Origin of the sequence: Actinoallomurus vinaceus (genome assembly GCF_039542055.1) — a bacterium.
Taxonomy (GTDB): domain Bacteria; phylum Actinomycetota; class Actinomycetes; order Streptosporangiales; family Streptosporangiaceae; genus Actinoallomurus; species Actinoallomurus vinaceus.
Genome location: NZ_BAABHK010000013.1, coordinates 247698 through 265931, shown reverse-complemented (window position 1 = coordinate 265931; position 18234 = coordinate 247698). Strand labels below are relative to the sequence as shown.

At 71.3% G+C, this 18234-nt stretch carries 19 protein-coding genes; 11 read left to right on the top strand and 8 right to left on the bottom strand.

From position 1 onward, the window contains the following. Positions 1–80: 80 nt before the first annotated feature. The 7 genes from ABEA24_RS37420 (at position 81) to ABEA24_RS37390 (ending at position 4809) form a co-directional block, all read left to right on the top strand. Positions 81–467, top strand: coding sequence for an ArsR/SmtB family transcription factor (locus ABEA24_RS37420; RefSeq protein WP_345437366.1), 387 nt, complete (start codon positions 81–83; stop codon positions 465–467). Continuing rightward, positions 464–1219, top strand: a complete 756-nt coding sequence (locus tag ABEA24_RS37415) for an aquaporin (RefSeq protein WP_345437364.1) — start codon at positions 464–466, stop codon at positions 1217–1219. The genes ABEA24_RS37420 and ABEA24_RS37415 overlap by 4 nt, the downstream gene beginning before the upstream one ends. Positions 1220–1221: 2 nt before the next feature. Next, positions 1222–1641 (top strand): arsenate reductase ArsC, encoded by a 420-nt coding sequence (locus tag ABEA24_RS37410; RefSeq protein ID WP_345437362.1) that lies wholly within the window; start codon positions 1222–1224, stop codon positions 1639–1641. Beyond that, positions 1638–2141: a GNAT family N-acetyltransferase gene (locus ABEA24_RS37405; protein WP_345437360.1), complete on the top strand. Its 504-nt coding sequence runs from the start codon at positions 1638–1640 to the stop codon at positions 2139–2141. The genes ABEA24_RS37410 and ABEA24_RS37405 overlap by 4 nt, the downstream gene beginning before the upstream one ends. 384 nt (positions 2142–2525) lie before the next feature. After that, positions 2526–3335: a helix-turn-helix domain-containing protein gene (locus ABEA24_RS37400; RefSeq protein WP_345437358.1), complete on the top strand. Its 810-nt coding sequence runs from the start codon at positions 2526–2528 to the stop codon at positions 3333–3335. Between the two features lie 180 nt (positions 3336–3515). After that, entirely contained in the window at positions 3516–4331 is an 816-nt protein-coding gene (locus ABEA24_RS37395; RefSeq protein WP_345437356.1) for a sulfotransferase domain-containing protein, read from the top strand. Positions 4332–4341: 10 nt separating this feature from the next. Beyond that, on the top strand, positions 4342–4809 hold the full coding sequence (locus ABEA24_RS37390; RefSeq protein ID WP_345437354.1) for a MerR family transcriptional regulator: 468 nt from the start codon (positions 4342–4344) through the stop codon (positions 4807–4809). 16 nt (positions 4810–4825) lie between these two features. On the opposite strand, the gene ABEA24_RS37385 is transcribed toward ABEA24_RS37390, so the two are convergent. The 5 genes from ABEA24_RS37385 to ABEA24_RS37365 form a co-directional block, all read right to left on the bottom strand. After that, the gene (locus ABEA24_RS37385; protein WP_345437352.1) at positions 4826–7729 is read right to left on the bottom strand and encodes a type 2 lanthipeptide synthetase LanM family protein; all 2904 of its coding nucleotides are present in this window, start codon (positions 7727–7729) and stop codon (positions 4826–4828) included. A 33-nt stretch (positions 7730–7762) separates the two neighbouring features. Next, on the bottom strand, positions 7763–7954 hold the full coding sequence (locus tag ABEA24_RS37380; RefSeq protein ID WP_345437350.1) for a DUF6229 family protein: 192 nt from the start codon (positions 7952–7954) through the stop codon (positions 7763–7765). Positions 7955–8085: 131 nt separating this feature from the next. Next, on the bottom strand, positions 8086–8277 hold the full coding sequence (locus tag ABEA24_RS37375) for a DUF6229 family protein (RefSeq protein WP_345437348.1): 192 nt from the start codon (positions 8275–8277) through the stop codon (positions 8086–8088). Positions 8278–8518: 241 nt separating this feature from the next. Further along, entirely contained in the window at positions 8519–9436 is a 918-nt protein-coding gene (locus ABEA24_RS37370; protein WP_345437346.1) for a M56 family metallopeptidase, read from the bottom strand. Positions 9437–9441: 5 nt separating this feature from the next. Continuing rightward, the gene (locus tag ABEA24_RS37365) at positions 9442–9801 is read right to left on the bottom strand and encodes a BlaI/MecI/CopY family transcriptional regulator (RefSeq protein WP_345437344.1); all 360 of its coding nucleotides are present in this window, start codon (positions 9799–9801) and stop codon (positions 9442–9444) included. Positions 9802–9856: 55 nt separating this feature from the next. On the opposite strand from ABEA24_RS37365, the gene ABEA24_RS37360 reads away from it, so the two are divergent. The 4 genes from ABEA24_RS37360 to alaS all read left to right on the top strand — a co-directional run bounded on the left by ABEA24_RS37360 (position 9857) and on the right by alaS (position 15294). Then, on the top strand, positions 9857–11308 hold the full coding sequence (locus tag ABEA24_RS37360; RefSeq protein ID WP_345437342.1) for a cytochrome ubiquinol oxidase subunit I: 1452 nt from the start codon (positions 9857–9859) through the stop codon (positions 11306–11308). Continuing rightward, on the top strand, positions 11305–12192 hold the full coding sequence (locus ABEA24_RS37355) for a cytochrome d ubiquinol oxidase subunit II (RefSeq protein ID WP_345437340.1): 888 nt from the start codon (positions 11305–11307) through the stop codon (positions 12190–12192). Before ABEA24_RS37360 ends, ABEA24_RS37355 begins: the two co-directional genes overlap by 4 nt. A 17-nt stretch (positions 12193–12209) precedes the next feature. Further along, positions 12210–12572, top strand: a complete 363-nt coding sequence (locus ABEA24_RS37350) for a nuclear transport factor 2 family protein (protein WP_345437338.1) — start codon at positions 12210–12212, stop codon at positions 12570–12572. A gap of 181 nt (positions 12573–12753) precedes the next feature. Further along, positions 12754–15294, top strand: coding sequence for an alanine--tRNA ligase (alaS, locus tag ABEA24_RS37345; protein WP_345437336.1), 2541 nt, complete (start codon positions 12754–12756; stop codon positions 15292–15294). Positions 15295–15566: 272 nt separating this feature from the next. Here the strand turns inward: alaS and ABEA24_RS37340 are convergent, their stop codons facing one another. The 3 genes from ABEA24_RS37340 to ABEA24_RS37330 form a co-directional block, all read right to left on the bottom strand. Beyond that, complete coding sequence (locus ABEA24_RS37340; protein ID WP_345437334.1) at positions 15567–16274, bottom strand: hypothetical protein; 708 nt, start codon at positions 16272–16274, stop codon at positions 15567–15569. Positions 16275–16383: 109 nt separating this feature from the next. Continuing rightward, positions 16384–17313, bottom strand: a complete 930-nt coding sequence (locus tag ABEA24_RS37335) for a class I SAM-dependent methyltransferase (protein WP_345437332.1) — start codon at positions 17311–17313, stop codon at positions 16384–16386. A 110-nt stretch (positions 17314–17423) separates the two neighbouring features. After that, positions 17424–18188: an SDR family NAD(P)-dependent oxidoreductase gene (locus ABEA24_RS37330; protein WP_345437330.1), complete on the bottom strand. Its 765-nt coding sequence runs from the start codon at positions 18186–18188 to the stop codon at positions 17424–17426. Positions 18189–18234 lie beyond the last annotated feature (46 nt).

Below are 18234 nucleotides of genomic sequence, written 5' to 3'. Positions count from 1 at the left end.
CCTCCTGATTTGATGAGCGTCTAATCAGACCGGATGGCGGCAGCTTGCATCGCTAACTAGATGTCTGTCAAATTAGAGACATGTCGAAACAAGATCTGCCGGTCATCGACGTCACCGCCAACGACGCGAGCGCGTGCTGCGCCCCGCTGGTGTGCGAGCCGCTGAACGCCGCCGAGGCCGAGGAACTCGCGCCGCTGTTCAAAGCGATCGGCGATCCGGTGCGGCTGCGGCTGTTGTCCCTGATCGCCTGCCATGAGGGCGGCGAGGCCTGCGTATGCGACCTCACCGCGGCGTTCGACCTGACCGCCCCGACCATCAGCCACCACCTGAAGGTGCTCAAGCAGGCCGGGCTCATCGACTCCGAGCGGCGCGGCACCTGGGTGTACTACTGGATCAACCCGGGCGTGCTGGCCCGGCTGTCGGCGCTGCTGGGCCCGCGTGCGGTCGCGATGGCGGGCACTCCGTGACGACGGCGCTGTGGCGGCGGGCGCTCGCCGAGGGCGTGGGTACCGCCGTGCTGGTCGCCGTGGTGGTCGGCTCGGGAATCCAGGCCACCGTGTTGTCCCATGACGTCGGTGTGCAGCTGCTGGCCAACTCGCTGGCCACCGTCTTCGGCCTGGGTGTGCTGATCGCGCTGCTGGGGCCGGTCTCCGGCGCCCACTTCAACCCCGTCGTCACGCTCGCGGCCTGGTGGACCGGTCGCCGCGGCCGCGACGGCCTGGCCCCGCGGGACGTCGTGGCCTACCTGCCCGCACAGATCATCGGCGCCATCGGCGGCGCGATCCTGGCAGACGCGATGTTCGCCCGGCCACTGGTGCGCTGGTCCACTCACAACCGGTTCGCCGGCCACCTGTGGCTCGGCGAGATCGTGGCAACCGCCGGCCTGGTCGCGCTGATCTTCGGGCTCTCCCGCACCGGCCGCGCCCACCAGGCGCCGGTAGCGGTCGCCTCCTACATCGGGGCGGCGTACTGGTTCACTTCCTCCACGTCGTTCGCCAACCCCGCGGTGACCATCGGCCGTGCCTTCACCGACACCTTCGCCGGCATCGCCCCAGCCTCGCTGCCGCCATTCATCGCCGCTCAACTTCTCGGCGGCGCACTCGGCCTGATCCTGGTCACCGCCGTGTTCGGCCGCCTCTCGCCTTCGGCCGCTGATGAGGTCGTCCTTCCCCACGGCGAGCAGCAGCTCGCTGAACCGCTCACCACGAAAGCGCCCTGACCATGAGCACTCCCACCGCCCCGTCCGTGCTGTTCGTCTGCGTACACAACGCCGGTCGGTCCCAGATGGCCGCCGCGTTCCTCACCCACCTCGCCCCCGGCAAGGTCGAGGTCCGCTCCGCGGGCTCCGCACCGGCCGACGAGGTCAACCCGGCTGTGGTCACGGCGATGCACGAGGTCGGCATCGACATCTCCGCCGAGACGCCCAAGGTGCTCACCACCGAGGCCGTACGAGCCTCCGATGTGGTCATCACCATGGGCTGCGGTGACACCTGCCCGGTCTTCCCCGGCAAGCGTTACCTGGACTGGATCCTGGACGATCCGGCCGGCCAAGGCGTCGACGCCGTCCGCCCGATCCGCGATGAGATCGAACGGCGCGTGCGTGGTCTTCTCTCCGATCTGCAGATCGAGGTGCCCGCGTGACCGCTGCCGCGGTCCGAGTCACGGCGATGCTGCCCGAGCACGCCGAACAGGTCCTGGCCATCTACCAACTCGGCATCGACGCCGGGGACGCCACCTTCGAGACCACCGCCCCTACCTGGGAAGCCTTCGACGCGTCCAAACTGCCCGAGCACCGCTTGGTCGCCCTCGACAACGACGGCCGGGTGCTGGGATGGGCCGCCGTGGTGCCGGTCTCCGACCGGTGCGCCTACGCCGGCGTGGTCGAGCACTCCGTCTACGTCCACCCCGACGCCCAAGGCCAGGGCGTCGGCCGGGCTCTGCTGGAGGCTCTGCTCGCCTCGACCGACGCCGCCGGCATCTGGACCGTCCAATCGGGGATCTTTCCCGAGAACACCGCCAGCCTGGCCCTGCACGCCAAGGCCGGCTTCCGGGTCATCGGCACCCGTGAGCGCATCGGCCGCCACCACGGCCGATGGCGTGACGTCGTCCTCATCGAACGCCGCAGCCCCAACGTTGTGTGACGCGGTGAACGGCGAGCGGGAACAGCTCCCTGGGTAGTCGCGGCGCGCCGGGCGTTCGTGACGAGTTCGGAGACGACCAGCACGATGTCGTCCGCGTGGCTGGGATCGGTGACGTGGTCCGCGATGACGTCGGCGGCGAATCGCGTGGCCTTGGCCACCGACGTACGGCTGACGTTCAGTGCGATCCAGGACGGCCGGAGGATCGCCGGAGCGGGCATCACGGCGGCCAGCGGGTCGGCGGCCGCCGCGAGCCGAGGTTCGTTGAAGGTCATCATCGTCACCCATCGCTCTTCTCTCGCCACTTTCTGTGTTCGTCGGACAGCATGAGCTTTGCTTGGTTACTTTGACCAGGCGAGCTCACGAAATTCAACGAGAGGAGTCACGATGCGCTATCGCAGTGGGTTCGATCCGGACCGGAACCTGTGGGACTTAATCGCCTTCGACCTCAGGAGACAGCGCGAAGAGCGCGACATATCCCTCGCCGTCGTCGGCGAGATCATCGGACGAGATCGATCTCTGATCTCCTACGTTGAATCCGGCAAGACGAAGCTCCAGGAGAAGCATGCCGTCAAGATCGATGATGCCTGGCGCACCGGCGGTCTCTATAGCCGCCTCGTCAAATTCGCCAAGCTCGGGCACGACGTCTCCTGGTCCGCAACCCACCTCGAACTAGAGGCCAACGCTGACGAGCTCCGCATCTGGGAACTCAGTTGGATGCCGGGTCTCTTCCAGACGGAGAGTTACGCCCGCGCGGTCTTCGATGCTTGCGGGACCGAGGGGTCCGAGGAGGGAGCCAAGGCCCGGGTCGAACGACAGCAATGTCTGCACCGCACGCCTCTGCCTCGCGTCTGGGCGATCATCGACGAGCGCGTGATAATGCAACCGGTCGGCTCTACTCAGATCATGCGGGACCAACTCGCCCACATCATCGAACTGGCCAGGCTCCCGCACATCAGCGTGCGAGTCGTTCCTCATTCCGTCGGCGCTCACGCCGGTCTGGACGGATCGTTCAAAATCATGACCGCAGGTGGGGCGGATTCGGTCTACACGATGGCACCCGGCGGCGGACGGCTCATTCAGGATGGAACCGAGACAAATTCGTACAGGGTGTGGTTCGATCTCATCGGCGACGTCGCGTTGCCCAAGAACGCTTCGTTGGACCTGCTCGTAGAAGCGATGGGGCGATTCTCATGACCCTCTGGCGGAAGTCCAGCCATAGCGGCGGTACCAGCACTCAGTCCGACTGCGTCGAGGTGGCTCAGGTGATCCGTACTGGCGAGCGCGGCTGAGTTGTCGTTGGCGCCCTTTCGTTACCACTCGCTGGATGACGACAGCGGTCGCTGGGACGGGTTTCCGTTTCGGGGCGGCGATATCGTGATCAGCACCCGGACCAGGAGCGGTACCACCTGGACGCAGATGATCTGCGCGCTGCTGATCTTTCAGACTTCCGACCTGCCCGCCCCGCTGGGGCAATTGTCGCCGTGGCTGGACCACCTGACCATGCCTCGCGACGAGGTGTACGCGCTGCTCGCCGCGCAGCGGCACCGCCGGTTCATCAAGACGCACACGCCGCTGGACGGCATCCCCATCGATCCCCGCGTCACGTACATCGTGACGGCCAGGCATCCGCTCGACCTGGCGGTGTCGCTCTACCACCACACCACGAACGTCGACATCGCCCGGATGTCGGAACTGACCGGCAATCAGCTGCCCACCGAGGCGACGGCGCTGCGCAAGACCCTGCGGGACTGGCTGCTCGCCTGGATCGACTACGACACGGACCCCCGGAAGAACCTGGACTCGCTGCCCGGCGTCATGTGGCACCTGGGCGACGCCTGGGCCAGGCGCGACCAACCCAACGTGCTGCTGGTCCACTATGACGACCTGTCCCGCGACCTCGAAGGCCAGATGCGCAGGCTCGCGGGACTGCTGGAAATAGCGGTGCCCGAGCCCGCCTGGCCCGGGCTCGTACGGGCGGCGACCTTCGAGCGGATGCGGGCCGGCGCCGATCGGTTCGTCCCCGGCGATGGGATCATCAAGAACAGCACGTCGTTCTTCCGCCGGGGGCGGCCGGGTGCCGCCGACGAGATCCTCACCGACGAGGAGATGGCCGGCTATCGCGCCCGTGTGACGTCGCTGGCGCCGCCGGACCTTCTCGCCTGGCTCCACTCGCCCGGCGAGGCTGCTTAGGATTCAGAGCGTGCTCGAAGCCAAGCCACAGTCGGAATCCGGGCCCGCCCGCTCCATTCCCCAGGCGGGCGTGACCATCGCCGAAGCCGCTCGCCGTACCGGGGTCAGCGTGCACACGCTCCGCTACTACGAGCGCGCCGGCCTGGTCGTCACCCCCGTCGACCGCACCGTCAGCGGCCGACGGCGCTATCACGAGCTCGACCTCAAGTGGATCCTCATCTGCACGAAGCTGCGGGCCACCGGCATGCCCATCAGGACCATCCGTCGCTACGCCCAGCTCGTATCCGACGGGCCCGGCAACGAGCAGGAACGGCTTGCCCTCCTGGAGGCCCATCGCGCCGACGTGACCGCCAAGCTCGCTGAGATACAGGAGAACCTCAGGCTCATCGACCACAAGATCGACACCTACCGAGGCAGTCTCGCCGCGGGCGACGCCGACCGGCTGTGGGCGCCCACCCGCCCGGCCCGCGCCCGCTGAGCATTCAGAAGCGGTACTAACGCGACTCGCCCGTGGAGCGCCGGCCATCGCACTCGGCCGAGTCCAGGGTCAGGACCGAGGGCAGGCCGCTGTCCGGGTGCAGGCGCAGCAACTGGTAGGCCATGCCGCCCCGGCCGGCGAGCATGCCGGGGGAGTACGCGTCGCGGGCCAGGCCGCTGGCCGGGCCGTTGTCCTCCAAGCTGGTGATGACCCGCGCGTCGAGTCCGTGCCGGTCCAGCCCGGCCGGGGCGCGGCCGAGTGTCAGAGCCTCGTCGAACAGTTCCCAGCACCCCAGGTCACCGTGGCACAGGGTGTGGTTCCAGTCGAACCCGCGCCGGGCGGCCGGGCCGACCGCCCGCCCCACGAGGGCGCCTGCCCCGTCCCAACCGCGTCGTGCCAGGTCGGCGGCGCCGATTCCGATGCCGACGGCGCCGTGGCACCAGGCGGCCGAGACCACCTTCTCCTCGGGTTCGCGCAGGTCGAGCCAGCCGTCGGCGGCCGGGTCGTACAGCGTCTCCTCGAAGGAGAACGCCGCGCGTGCCGCATCGGCGAATCGCGTCTCGCCGGTCGCCAGGGCGAGACGGGCCAGCGCCCATCCGATTCCGCTCGCGCCGTGGGCGAACCCGCCCAGGCCGTCCGGCCAGCGGTGGGAGGGCCAGCACAGGGTTCCCGCCTTCCGCCGAGCGCCGGCGATGAGCCGCTCGCCGATGACGACGGCCTGGCGCGTCCAGCGGTCCTCACCGGTCACGGCGGCGAGCCGCAGCAGCGGCACGATCGTTCCGGCCATCCCGGTCAGCACGTCGAACCTGTCCTCGGCCGCGACCGCCTCGGGCAGCAGCGCGGCGAGCGCGCGGGCGCGGTCCAGGCCGTCCGGGCCGGCCGCGCCCCAGGCGTACAGCGTCAGCCACGCCCAGATCTGTGACCCGAGTCCGATGTACCCGCCGGGCGGCGGCGGGCGCAACCGGGTCTCCTCCCGGCGGAGGGCGGTGTCCTTGTCCTCTGCCGCGCGTACGGTGCGCAGCACGTCATCGAGCAGCGCGGCCACGCCGTCGACGTCGTCCGCCCGGCCGGCGGCGTTCTCCCGGTGGTACGCGGCGAGAAGGACGGCCACTCCGGTCAGGCCGCCGTAGACGTCCGGGCCCAGCGGTTGCACGGCCCAGCCCGCCGGTCCGAGTACCGGCGCGATCCACGTGACGGTGCCGTCCTCGGCGCGGAGCGCGGCGTCGCGGAGCTCGCGGATCAGCGCCGCCACGATCCGGCGTCGCCTGCGGTCCAGGTCGTCGCGGCGCGGTGGTTCCGACCGCATCCCCGGATCGCCCGGTAGCCAGCCGTCGTTGAGGTACGCGCTGACCAGCGTCGCCCGGATGACGTCGCTCTCCAGCCGGAGGTCGGCGGTGCGCCACCGCTGCAGCGCGGCCGCCGTGAGGTCCTGCTCGGGCAGGTACGACGTGCCGCGCGGGCCGTCCAACCGTCCGCGGCGGGGCGTGGTGGCGAAGAACGGCACGTCCCCGTCGAACAGGTCGGCCACCTCCGCGGCGATGACCTCCGGATCGCCCGGCGCACCGGGAACGTGCCTGGCCATCGCGGTCAGCAACTCGGCGGCGCGGTCCGCCGCGGCATCGGGTTCGTGCAGCGACACCGGATGCCACAGCATCCGCGCCAGTTCGGTGTACGCCTCGGTGGAGCGCAGCACCACGCGGATCGGGCAGTCGGCGAAACGGGCGAGCAGTGGTTCCAAGGCGCCCGCCCCGTCGATCGACCGCAACGTCTCCGTCGCCTCGGCGAAGCCGTCGAGGACGCGTTCCCAGTGGTCGGCCAGCACCGGTTCCGGGCTGGGATGGCTCGCGCCGATCGTCGGCTCGACCGGCCGGGTACCGATCCGCGCCTGGTCGCTGCCCGCGTCCACGATGACCGGCAGTTCGGTGAGCGGCTGCTCGCCGGGCAGCGCTCCCGCCGCGGAGGCGTCCACGCCCCGCCAGCCCAGAGCCGTCCCCCGGTTGGGCAGCATTCCGGTCCGCAGCACGGTCGTGCCGACCAGCGCGCGCGCCCGGTCGGGTGCGAGCCCGAGCCCCGACGGGGGGATCGGGTGCACCGGCGTGAACAGCGTCTCGCAGTCCACCACGACCGGCACCGGTCCGCAGGCGATCACGTTCTCGGCGTGCAGGTCGCTGCCGCCGAGCAGCCGCATCATGCCCAGCCAGTGCCCGATGCCGCGGTAGAACGTGGACAGCTCCGCGACGTCCGCACAGTATCGGTGGGTCACGAACTCGGCCCAGCCGTACCCGTCGCACGGCACGACCCGGGGGACCCGGATCCGCGTTCCCTCCGGAACGTCGCGGAACACCTCGGCCAGCATCTCGGCGAGCACCGCGTCCACGCTCACCGGCCGCGGCTTGTACACGACCGTGCCGGCGTCGAACTCCAGGAGGGCGACCGTGTGACCGCCGCGGTGGCTGTCCCCGGCGCCGAAGGCGACCCGGGACAGCGGCCCGGGATCCGCGCCGAGCAGCCGCGTCGTGGCGTCCCGGTCGGCGGCCAGCCGACGGGCCAGCGCCAGCGCGGCGGCGCACCGCCCCGAAAGCACCGTGCGCAGCCGCGCCAAAAGCGGAGGGTAGTGCCCGGACAGGGACTCCCAGTACGGCAGCGACGACGACATCTCCGCGAATTCGGCCCAGCGCGCCGCGGGATCACCGGCCGTGAGGCGGCCGGTGATCCGTGCGGCGTTCAGCTCCAGGATCAGGACGCGGGCGACCTTACGGTGAGCCGTCTCATGCAGCGCCGCCGCGGTGCCGGCCCGGATCGCGGTCCGCTCGGACTCGGCCAGGCCGGGGATCGATCCGAGTCGTTCCCACAGTCCGTCCAGAGCCGGCTCGACCAGGCAGCTCAGCGATCGCGCGAAGTCACCGTCGGCAGGTCTCACGTCAGCGCTCACCGCCCGCGTCCCGAAGCGGGCTCAGCAGCAGGGGTGGGTGTGGGAGGCGCTGCACGCGCTGCAGATGCCCGTGTAGCTCGTCTCGGCCTCGATGAGGTCCGCCTCCGCGAACACGCCGGCCGCGTAGAGCGGCCCGGCGGGGTTGCCGGTCCCCGCGGTGGTCCGCCACTGCTCGACGGTCCGCTCGGCGATCTCGATTTCCTTGATGGTCATTCGTTTCTCCCGCGCGTCCAGTGAATCGTTTTTGGGGTGGCAGTGAATCCGTGAAACGGCTCGTCGCTTAACGATGTCCACCGATATTCGCGCGTCACCATGACGCGATTATCGTATGGCCCGGAATTGGTTCAGCAGCAGAAGATGGTGTGCGAGGCGCTGCACGCGCTGCAGTGGCCCGTGTAACTCGTCTCCGCCTCGACGATGTCCGACTCCGCGAACGTGCCGGACGCGTAGAGCGGTCCGGCCGGGTTGTCGGCTCCGGCGGTGGTCCGCCACTGCTCGGCGGTCTGTTCGGCGATCTCGACTTCCTTGACGGTCATGCCTTACCTCCGGCGCGTCCATTCGGCGATCAATGACTGATCACCAATGCGGCTCATGGTGGCACCGGCGGAATCGAACACGAACTGACCTCGCGGTCGCGCAGCCGTCTCCGGCAGTGATGTTTCAGTGTCGGGGCGGCTATATCAATGGATTTCGGGACGGCGATGAATCACCGTAAAAGCTCGGCACTTTACGGCTTTGCCGAGTATTCTGCGCGTCGAAATGCCGAGAAATGGTCCCTCAGGCCGGGATGGCGTAGAGGATCAGGGGGAGGACGGCGACGAGGGTCGCGCCGACCAGCATGGCGCCGCGCAGGGGGCGCGGGAACGGAGCCGGGGACAGCAGGCGCCGGACCCGTACGAGGATGGGACTGGTCTCGTCGGCCGTGTCGATGCCGGTGACACCGAGCGTGCCCGCCGGGGTCGGGGCCGGGCGGGCGGCGGCGAACCGGAGCAGCGCGGTCGCGAGCTCCTTGGCCGGGCGGTGGCGGCGGGCGCGGTCGTCGGCGGCCATCTCGACCAGCAACTCCACCGCGTCGAGGGTGCGGCCGACGATGCGCGACTGCGGGAAGATCCGGCGCAGCGACGTGAAGGGCAGCAGGACGAGGTCGTGGCGTTCGCGGACATGGGCGCGCTCATGGTCGAGCACGGCGGCCAGCTCGTACGGGCCGAGGATCTCCAGCGTGCCGGCGCTCACCACGACCTTGGACGAGCGTACGCCGGGGACGCAGTAGGCGGCCGCCGCCGGGTGGTCGAGCACGAGCGTGCCGGGCATCTCCGGGTCGCCGTGCGCCACGAGGGCCAGCAGGGCCCGGTGCCGCCGCCGCGCGCGGACGACTCCGGCGACCGCGACGAGCAGCATGGCGATGAGAACGAGCATGAAGGTCAGGCCGGCGGCGACCGAGGCGATCCGGATCGGCGACAGCGCCCGCGGGTCGGCGAAGAAGCGGGTGACGCCGCCGATGACGCCCTCGCCGTACGGCGCGACGCCGAAGCCGAGCAGGGTACCGATGGAGGCCAGGCCCCACGCCAGGCCGAGGGCCTGCCAGAGAACGATCGCGGTGCGCGGCGTCCGCCACGTCCAGCGGGCGCGCGTCAGCCGGTGCGCGCCGAACGCGCTGCCGGCCGCCACCAGGGCGAGTAGGGCCGTGCCGGTCATCCCGGTTATGTCCCTTCCACCTCGTCGAGCACGCGGCGCAGCAGGTCGATCTCATCACCGGAGACGGAGCGCGCGAAGTGCGCCAGCGCGGCGTCGCGGTCACCGGTCATGTTGAGCGCGCCCAGCATGAGCTCGGCGACGTACGCCTCTTTCGTTGCCACCGGACGGTAGCGCCAGGCGCGTCCTTCCCTCTCGCGAACCAGAAAACCTTTTTTGGCCAGCCGGTCCAGGACGGTCATGACCGTGGTGTGCGCGAGGTCGCGCTCGTCGGCCAGCGCCCGGCCGACCTCACGGGCGGTCGCGCCGTTGTCCCGGTCCCACAGGACCTCCATGACCGTGCGTTCGAGCTCTCCTAGACCTTTCACGGGATGCATCCTATCGTTCGTAGTACTACAAGTCGTAGTACTACAGTACGTAGATATGAGCCTTGCCTCTTCCACCTCTGAGATCCTCGCGGCGCGGACTCAGATGGCCATGACCCTCGGCTTCCACATCGTCCTGGCCGCCATCGGCATCGGCCTGCCCGCGTTGACCCTGCTCGCCGAGTGGCGGGGCCACCGTACCGGCGACCCCGTCTACCGGGAGCTGGCCCGCAGGTGGGCGAAGGCGACCGGCGTCCTGTTCGCCGTCGGCGCCGTCTCCGGCACCGTCCTCTCCTTCGAGATGGGCACGCTGTGGCCGCACTTCATGGCCAAGTTCGGCCAGGTGTTCGGCGCCGCCTTCGCCATGGAGGGCATCGCCTTCTTCATCGAGGCGATCTTCATCGGCATCTACCTGTACGGCTGGGACCGCCTGTCGTCCCGCGCGCACCTGCTCACCGGCATCCCGATCGTGGTGGGCGGCATCGCCTCGGCGTTCTTCGTCGTCACCGTGAACTCCTGGATGAACCAGCCGCGCGGCTTCCGCATCGACGCCCACGGCAACGTCACCGACGTACGGCCGCTCGCGGCGATGTTCAACCCCGCGACACCGCCCGAGGCGGTGCACCTGATCCTCGCGTCGTTCATGGTGTGCGGGTTCACGGTCGCCTCGGTGTACGCGGTGGCGCTGCTGCGCGGCAAACGCGACGCCTACCACCGCCGGGCGTTCGCCATCCCGTTCACGTTCGCCGCGGTCACCGCGCCCATCCAGGTCATCGTCGGGGACTGGGCCACCCGGTTCGTCGCGGACAACCAGCCGGTCAAGTTCGCGGCGATGGAGGGCATCGAGCGGACCCAGAACGGCGTGCCGTTCCGGTTCGGCTTCCTGGAGATCCCGAACGGGCTGTCGCTGCTGCTGAAGTTCGACCCGAACGCGCGGCTGCGCGGCCTCGACTCCTGGCCCGCGGACCTCGAACCGCCCAAGAACGTCCCGCACTACGCGTTCGACATCATGGTCACGATCGGCACCGGGCTCGTCCTGCTCGGGGCATGGGCCCTGCTGTCCTGGTGGTGCCGCCGGGACCTGCCGCGCAGCCGCTGGTTCCTGCGCGCGGCCGCCCTCGCCGGGATCGGCGCGGTCATCGCCATGGAGGCCGGATGGACCACCACCGAGGTCGGCCGCCAGCCCTGGATCGTGTACGGCGTGATGCGCGTGGACCAGGCCGTCAACCCCGGCTCCGGCCTCACCGTCGGGCTCTACATCGTCCTGGTCGTGTACGCCCTGCTGGCCGCCGTCACCGTCACCGTGCTGCGCCGCATCGCCCGCGCTCCGGAGACCGCCGTCGGCGTGGCCACCGGAGGCGCGACGGACCCCGACCCCGGCACGGGCTCCGGCATGGATACGGAGACGGACCCTGGCCCAGGCGCGGGCGCGGAGACAGAGACGGACACCGGCCCCGGCGCGGGCGCGGAGGCGGACTCCGCCGACGGGCGTGAGGAGGCGCGCCGATGAGCGTCTGGGCCGACCTCTCCATCGCGTTGATCCTCGCGGGACTCACCGCGTACCTGCTCTTCGGCGGCGCCGACTTCGGCGCCGGCCTGTGGCACCTGTTCGGCCGCGAACGCCGGCTCATCGAGCACGCCATGGGACCGGTCTGGGAGGCCAACCACGTCTGGCTGATCTTCGTCATGGTGCTGACCTGGACGGCGTTCCCGCCGGTCTTCGCCGACATCGCGGGCGCGTACTGGGTGCCGCTGTCGATCGCCTCGCTGGGCATCGTCGCGCGCGGATCGGCGCTGGCGTTCCGGAAGGTGGTGCCGGAGAAGTACGCGGTCACCTTCGCCCTGTCGTCCCTCGCCACGCCCTTCTGCCTCGGCGCGGTCGCCGGCGCGGTCGCGCTCGGACGGCGGAGCTGGCTGAGTCTTCCGGCCCTCTACGTCGGCGTGCTCACGGTCGGCCTGTGCGTCTACCTCGCCGCCGTCTTCCTCACCTGGGACGCCCACCGCGAGGGCGACGCCACCCGCTTCCGGGCGTACGCGCTGCGCGCCGGCTGCGCCGTCGGCCTCCTCGCGCTGCCCGGCGCGGCGCTCACCGGAGTGCACTCCCCGCTGATCGGCGTCTCGGCCCTGGCGGGCGTCGCCTCCCTGGTCCTGCTGTGGCGGCGCAACTACCTCGCCGTCCGCGTGACGGCCGCGCTCGCGACGGCGGCCGTCCTGTGGGGCGCGGCGGCAAAGGCCGACCTGCCCCTCGCGTCCTCCGCCGCACCGGACGCGGTCCTCCGGCTGGTGCTGACCGTCATCGCCATCGGCGGCCTGCTGCTGGTGCCCTCGCTGACGTGGCTGTACGTCCTGTTCCAGCGCCAGGACCCCGGCCGCACCCAGGGAACCGGCGCCTGACCTGCTTCACTACGGGCATGGATCTCGACGAGGCGCAGCGGTTCGCCGACGAGTGGGTCGCCGGCTGGAACTCCCACGACCTGGACCGGATCATGAAGCACTACGCCGACGACGTTGTGTTCCGCTCGCCGTACGCCGCGCGCCTCCTGCCCGGCTCCGACGGGACGATCCGCGGCAAGGAGACGCTGCGCGCGTACTGGGCCGAAGGCCTGCGTCACCTCCCTGACCTGCGGTTCGAGGTCGTGGGCGTCTACGCCGGCATCGACTCGGTCGTCGTCAACTACCGAAACCAGGCCGGGCAGCTGGTCAACGAGGTGCTCATCTTCGACGGCGACCTCATCGCCTCGGGCTGGGGAACGTACGGCCCCCAGCCCGGCTGATCCTCTGCCGGGCTCGAAAACCGTTTGTGCGGCCCGGAGCGGTGTAGGTACGGTCCGGGCCATGGATCTTCACGAGGTGGGGCGGCGAGCTAGCCGCGCCGAGCCGGGGGACGGGTAGTCCCGACTCGGCCCGGCTCGGCGAGTGCGTGCCATCGTCCCGCCGACCTCGTGAGGCTCTTCCATGCGATCCACCGAGATCCGTTCCGTCTTCCTCGATTTCTTCACCGCGCGCGGGCATCGTCCGCTGCCCTCGAGCTCCCTGGTCTCGCCCGACCCCGAGCTGCTGCTGACCAACGCCGGGATGAACCAGTTCAAGCCGTACTACCTCGGCCGGAGCGTCCCGGACTTCCGCCGGGCGACCACGCTGCAGAAGTGCGTGCGCACCGGCGACCTCGACAACGTCGGCCGTACCGCCCGGCACGTCACGTTCTTCGAGATGCTCGGCAACTTCTCCTTCGGCGACTACTTCAAGGAGGAGACGGTCGCGTGGGCGTGGGAGCTGGTCACCGAGGGGTTCGGCCTGCCGCGCGACCGGCTGTGGATCACCGTCTACGAGGACGACGACGAGGCCGAGCGCCTGTGGCGGAGGCTCGGGGTGCCCGGCGAGCGCGTTCAGCGGCTCGGCAAGTCGGACAACTACTGGTCGATGGGCATGGCGGGACCGTGCGGGCCGAGCTCGGAGATCCACTATGACCGCGGCCCGGCGTACGGCCCCGACGGCGGCCCCGCGGCGAGCGGCGAGCGCTACCTGGAGCTGTGGAATCTCGTCTTCATGCAGGACGTTCGCGACGAGGACTTCCGCATCGTGGGGGAGCTTCCGGCGAAGAGCATCGACACCGGACTCGGCGTCGACCGGCTCGCGCTCGTGCTCCAGGACGCGCCCGACATCTTCCACACCGACCTGCTGCTCCCGGTGCTGGAGACGGTGCGGGACCTGGCGGGCGGCGGCGACGACACCTCACTGAAGATCGTCGCGGACCACGCGCGGGCGGCGGCGTTCCTCATCGCGGACGGGGTCCTGCCCTCGGGCGACGGGCGCGGGTACGTCCTGCGGCGGCTGCTGCGCCGGGCGATTCGGCACGCGCGGCTGCTGGGCGTCGAGGACGCGATGCTGCCGGCGGTGACCGGCGCGGTGGTGGACCTGCACGGTACGACCTGGCCGGAGCTCGAGACGGCGCGTCCGCTGATCGAGAAGGTGGTGACCGCCGAGGAGGACGGCTTCGCGCGCACCCTGCGACAGGGGTCGCGGATCCTCGACACCGCGATCCGGGAGCGCCGGCTGTCGCCGAAGGTGGCGTTCGACCTGCACGACACGTACGGCTTCCCGTTCGACCTGACGGTGGACGCGGCGCGGGCGGCGGGGCTCACCGTCGACGAGGACGCGTTCGGCGCGCTGCTGGAGGAACGCCGGCGGCGCAGCCGGTCCGGCCGTACGGAACCGGGCCGTGGGCCGCGGGCGGAGACCGGGACCGAGTTCGTCGGGTACGACGCGACGCGTGCGGAGGCGCGGCTGCGCACGATCCTCCGCGACGGAGCGGAGGTTCCGTCGGCGGTCGAGGGCGAGGAGGTCGAGGTGGTCCTCGACCGGAGCCCGTTCTACGCGGAGGCGGGCGGCCAGGTCGGCGACCGGGGCCGCATCCGTACGGCGTCCGGTGCGGTCCTCGCCGTGACGGACACCCGGCCGGGCCACGTCCACGTCGCGCGGGTCGAGTCCGGCGAGGTCGTGCCGGGGGAGGTCGAGGCGATCGTGGACGCCGAGCGGCGGGCGGCGGTCGCGCGGTCCCACACGGCGACGCACGTGCTGCACGCGATGCTGCGCCGGGTGCTCGGCGAACACGCGACCCAGCGGGGGTCGCTCGTCGACGCGGGACGGCTGCGGTTCGACTTCACGCACTTCGAGCCTCTCGCGCCCGAGCGGCTGCGGGAGGTGCAGACCCGGGTCAACGAGCAGTTGCTCGACGACCCGGAGGTCCGGGTGTGGCACGCGGACCGGGCGCGGGCGGAGGCGGCCGGCGCGATGGCGCTGTTCGGCGAGACGTACGGGGAGCAGGTGCGGGTCGTCGACATCGGTGACTTCTCCCGCGAGCTGTGCGGCGGCACCCACGTCGGCCACGGGTCGCAGGCGGGACCGGTGCACGTGCTCGGCGAGTCCTCGATCGGCTCCGGCGTGCGCCGGATCGAGGCGCTGACCGGCGTGGACGCGTTGCGGCACCAGGACGGCGAGCGGGCGCTGCTCACCGAGCTCGCCGACCTCCTGCGGGCGCGCCCGGAGGAGGCGCCCGGACGGCTGCGGCAGCGGCTGGCCGAGCTCGCGGAGGCGCGCCGCGTGCTGGAACGGCACCGGCGGGAGGAGCTGACGGCCGAGACGGTACGCCTGGCGGGGCTCGCCAAGCGCGTCGGCCAGGGCTGGCTGGTCGTCCAGCGGGTCTCCGGCGTGGACGCGGACGAGCTGCGGCCGCTCGCGGCGGAGGTCCTCGAACGCCGCGGCGGCGTGGTCGTGCTCGGCACCGAGATCGGCGGCCGGGCGGTGATGGTCGCGGCGGTCAGCCCGGACCTCGGCGCGCCGGCGCGTACGGTCCTGGCGTCCGCGGCGACCGCGATCGGCGGCGGCGCGGGCGGCAAGGGCACCGTCGCGAACGCGGGCGGCCGGCGCGCCGGGCGACTGGACGAGGCCCTGCGACTGGCGGCGAGTTCGGCCCGTGACCTGCTCGGCGGCGGCTGACCCGGCATGAGGCGGCGGCTGTCCCGGTGCGAGGCGTCGGCTGTCCCGGCATGAGGCGGCGGTTGTCCCGGCACGAGTCGTCACCGGCGATGGTCGAACGGCGGGCCGCTCCCGGTCCTCTGAGGGGGCCGGGAGCGACCCGGCGGCGGTCAGGGGGCCGAGAGCGGCCCGGGTGGCGGTCAGGCGTGGCCGCCCATGACGTGCGGACCGCTCCCCGGTCCTCGGACGAGGGTCCAGGGAGAGGTCCGGTCGCGTTGACGCCTCGGTGGCGGTCAGGCGTGGCCACCCATGACGTGCGGGGCGCGCATCTGTACGGTCGGCAGGTGTTCGCGGACCAGCAGGCCGCTGGCGGCCAGCACCCAGAGCGCCGCGAGGACGCCGGGGACGTACGTCTCCAGCCACCCGCCGGGCACCAGAGCGCCTCCGGTGATTCCCAGCGTGAAGGCGGCGAGTAGCCGGAGCAGCGCGACGATTCCGGCGAACCACGCCATCCACATGGGGAAGACATGCGTGCGGGCGATGGCCACGGCGGTGGCGGCCAGCGTCAGGGCGACGGCGATCCCGGCCACCGTCCCCACGATGGTCATGGTGGCGTACGGCGCGGGCGCGAACAGCAGCAGCGCCCGGTACTCGGTCATGGCGTAGGTGATCCCGGCGAACACCGAGATGGCCATGAAGGCGATCGCGGAGACGAGGATGAACCCCGCGAGGACGACGGTGGGGGCGTCGCTCTCGTCGTTGGCGCGCCGGAACGCCGTGGACAGCGCCGCGCCGAACCACACGAACAGGGAGATGGCGATGGCGTACAGGACCGTGCCCCACATGATGTGCGCCCGATGCCCGGCCAGGTACATGGAGACCACCCCGGCGGGGTTGTCGACCCGTGGCATGCCGCCCATCACGATCCGGCCGACGACCGCGAAGATCACCGCACCGATTCCGGCCAGACCACCCCATCGCATCTCATGGCCTTCGCCCATCAGAATCATCTCCTCGGTGGAAGCGACCAGTACTCCAACGGTCGTCCGCCCGAAATGCCGTTTCTATGGCGAAAGGTCGTTATTACCGCAAAGAGCGCATCAAGAAGATCTATCGCGGGGCCACGGCCGACCAGGGGAGGGTGACCTCGCCGAGCCTCCACCGGGCCCGGCCGCCGAACGGCGGCGTCGTGACCACCGGATGGTCGCGTGCCAGCAGTTCCACCGCCGTCACCCAGCGCTGCCGCGGCCCGAACACCGACTGCGGCGCGGCGGCCGCCCACGCGCGGTCGAACGCGGTCAGCAGCGCGTGGACCCGCTCGCCTGGGACGTTCCGGTGGATCAGCGTCTTGGGGAGCCGCTCGGCGAGCTGGGACGGCTGCGACAGCGTCGGGAGATGGGCCGCGAACGTGATCGTCCGCGGCACGGACTCGCCGCCGGCCGACCGGGCCCGTACGGGCGGGTCGGCCGCGGACCGGGCCCCTACGGAGTCGGCCGCCGGACGGGTCTGCCTCGGCCCCCCAGCGGGCCGGGCGGCGGGGACCGGCCCGGTGGCCCGCCGCCCCAGCGTCACCCAGGCGGCCCGGCGGCCGATCTCCCCGCATGTGCCCTCGACGAGAACGCCGTCGGGGGACAGCCCGGCGCACAGCCGGTCCCACGCCGCCCAGGCCTCGTCCTCCTCGTACTGGCGCAGCACGTTGAACGCCCGGATCAGCGTCGGCGGCCGGTCGACGGGCAGCTCGAAACCGCCGAGACGGAACGACAGCCCCTCGCGTTCGCGCGGTTTCGCCGCGGCGACCCGGGCCGGATCGATCTCGATGCCGACGACCTCGACCTGGGGATGCACCGCCCGCAGCCGCCCGAACAGCTCGGCCGTCGTGACCGGCGACGCCCCGAACCCGAGGTCCACGACGAGGGGCCGGTCGGCCCGCCGCAGCAGCGGGCCGTGGACGGAGGCGATCCAGCGGTCGGCGCGGCGGAGCCGGTTGGGCGCGGTCGTGCCGCGGGTGATGGCGCCTTCGGGCCGTGGGGGACGGGGCACGCACCAAGTGTGCGGTCCCCGGCGGACCGCCGCGACCAGTGGTTAGGCGAACCGCCGTGCTCACGGGGTCGGCGAACCGCCCCGCTCGCGCGTTCGGCGGACCGCCGCGATCAGACTCGGTGCACCTTGTGGGCGGCCGCCTGGGCGCGCGGCTTGACGTCGATCCGGTCGATGTTGACGTGCGACGGGCGGGTGACGGCCCAGCCGATGCAGTCGGCGACGTCCTCCGCGGTCAGCGGCTCGGGCACGCCCGCGTACGTCTTGTCGGCCTTCTCCGCGTCGCCCTTGAACCGGACGAGGGAGAACTCGTCCGTCTTGACCATCCCCGGGGCCACCTCGGTGACGCGCACCGGCTTGTCGTACAGCTCCAGGCGGAGCGTGTCGTTGACGGCGGCGGCCCCGTGCTTGGCCGCGGTGTACCCGGCGCCGCCCTCGTAGACGACGTGCCCGGCGAGCGAGGTGATGTTCACGATGTGGCCGTCACCGCTGTCGATGAGCTTGGGCAGCAGCGCCTTGGTGACCCGCATCAGCCCGAGGACGTTCGTCTCGAACATCCACTGCCAGTCGGCCGGGTCCGTCTCGGCGACCGGGTCCAGGCCGGCCGCCCCGCCCGCGTTGTTGACGAGCACGTGGCACTGCCGCAGGGACGCCGCGAAGGCGTCGACCGACTCCTGGGACGTCACGTCCAGGGCCACCACCGCGACCGCGTTCCGCCGTCCGGCGGGGTCGGCGCTCTCGATCTCCGCCTTGACCTTCTCCAGGCGGTCGACCCGGCGCGCGGCGAGGACGACGTCGAACCCCTCGGCCGCGAGCCGACGGGCGGTGGCCGCTCCGATTCCGCTGCTTGCTCCGGTGACTACTGCTGTTCTGCGCACGATCGACATCCTCTCAGGCGCACGGCGTACACCCCCGGGCCGGGGG

What these genes read in the sequence shown, in the direction of transcription:
- ABEA24_RS37420 (WP_345437366.1), top strand. Translation starts at nt 81, where the DNA reads ATGTCGAAACAAGATCTGCCGGTCATCGACGTCACCGCCAACGACGCG.
- ABEA24_RS37410 (WP_345437362.1), top strand. Translation starts at nt 1,222, where the DNA reads ATGAGCACTCCCACCGCCCCGTCCGTGCTGTTCGTCTGCGTACACAAC.
- ABEA24_RS37400 (WP_345437358.1), top strand. Translation starts at nt 2,526, where the DNA reads ATGCGCTATCGCAGTGGGTTCGATCCGGACCGGAACCTGTGGGACTTA.
- ABEA24_RS37380 (WP_345437350.1), bottom strand. Translation starts at nt 7,954, where the DNA reads ATGACCATCAAGGAAATCGAGATCGCCGAGCGGACCGTCGAGCAGTGG.
- ABEA24_RS37375 (WP_345437348.1), bottom strand. Translation starts at nt 8,277, where the DNA reads ATGACCGTCAAGGAAGTCGAGATCGCCGAACAGACCGCCGAGCAGTGG.
- ABEA24_RS37370 (WP_345437346.1), bottom strand. Translation starts at nt 9,436, where the DNA reads ATGACCGGCACGGCCCTACTCGCCCTGGTGGCGGCCGGCAGCGCGTTC.
- ABEA24_RS37360 (WP_345437342.1), top strand. Translation starts at nt 9,857, where the DNA reads ATGAGCCTTGCCTCTTCCACCTCTGAGATCCTCGCGGCGCGGACTCAG.
- ABEA24_RS37355 (WP_345437340.1), top strand. Translation starts at nt 11,305, where the DNA reads ATGAGCGTCTGGGCCGACCTCTCCATCGCGTTGATCCTCGCGGGACTC.
- ABEA24_RS37350 (WP_345437338.1), top strand. Translation starts at nt 12,210, where the DNA reads ATGGATCTCGACGAGGCGCAGCGGTTCGCCGACGAGTGGGTCGCCGGC.
- alaS (WP_345437336.1), top strand. Translation starts at nt 12,754, where the DNA reads ATGCGATCCACCGAGATCCGTTCCGTCTTCCTCGATTTCTTCACCGCG.
- ABEA24_RS37340 (WP_345437334.1), bottom strand. Translation starts at nt 16,274, where the DNA reads ATGGGCGAAGGCCATGAGATGCGATGGGGTGGTCTGGCCGGAATCGGT.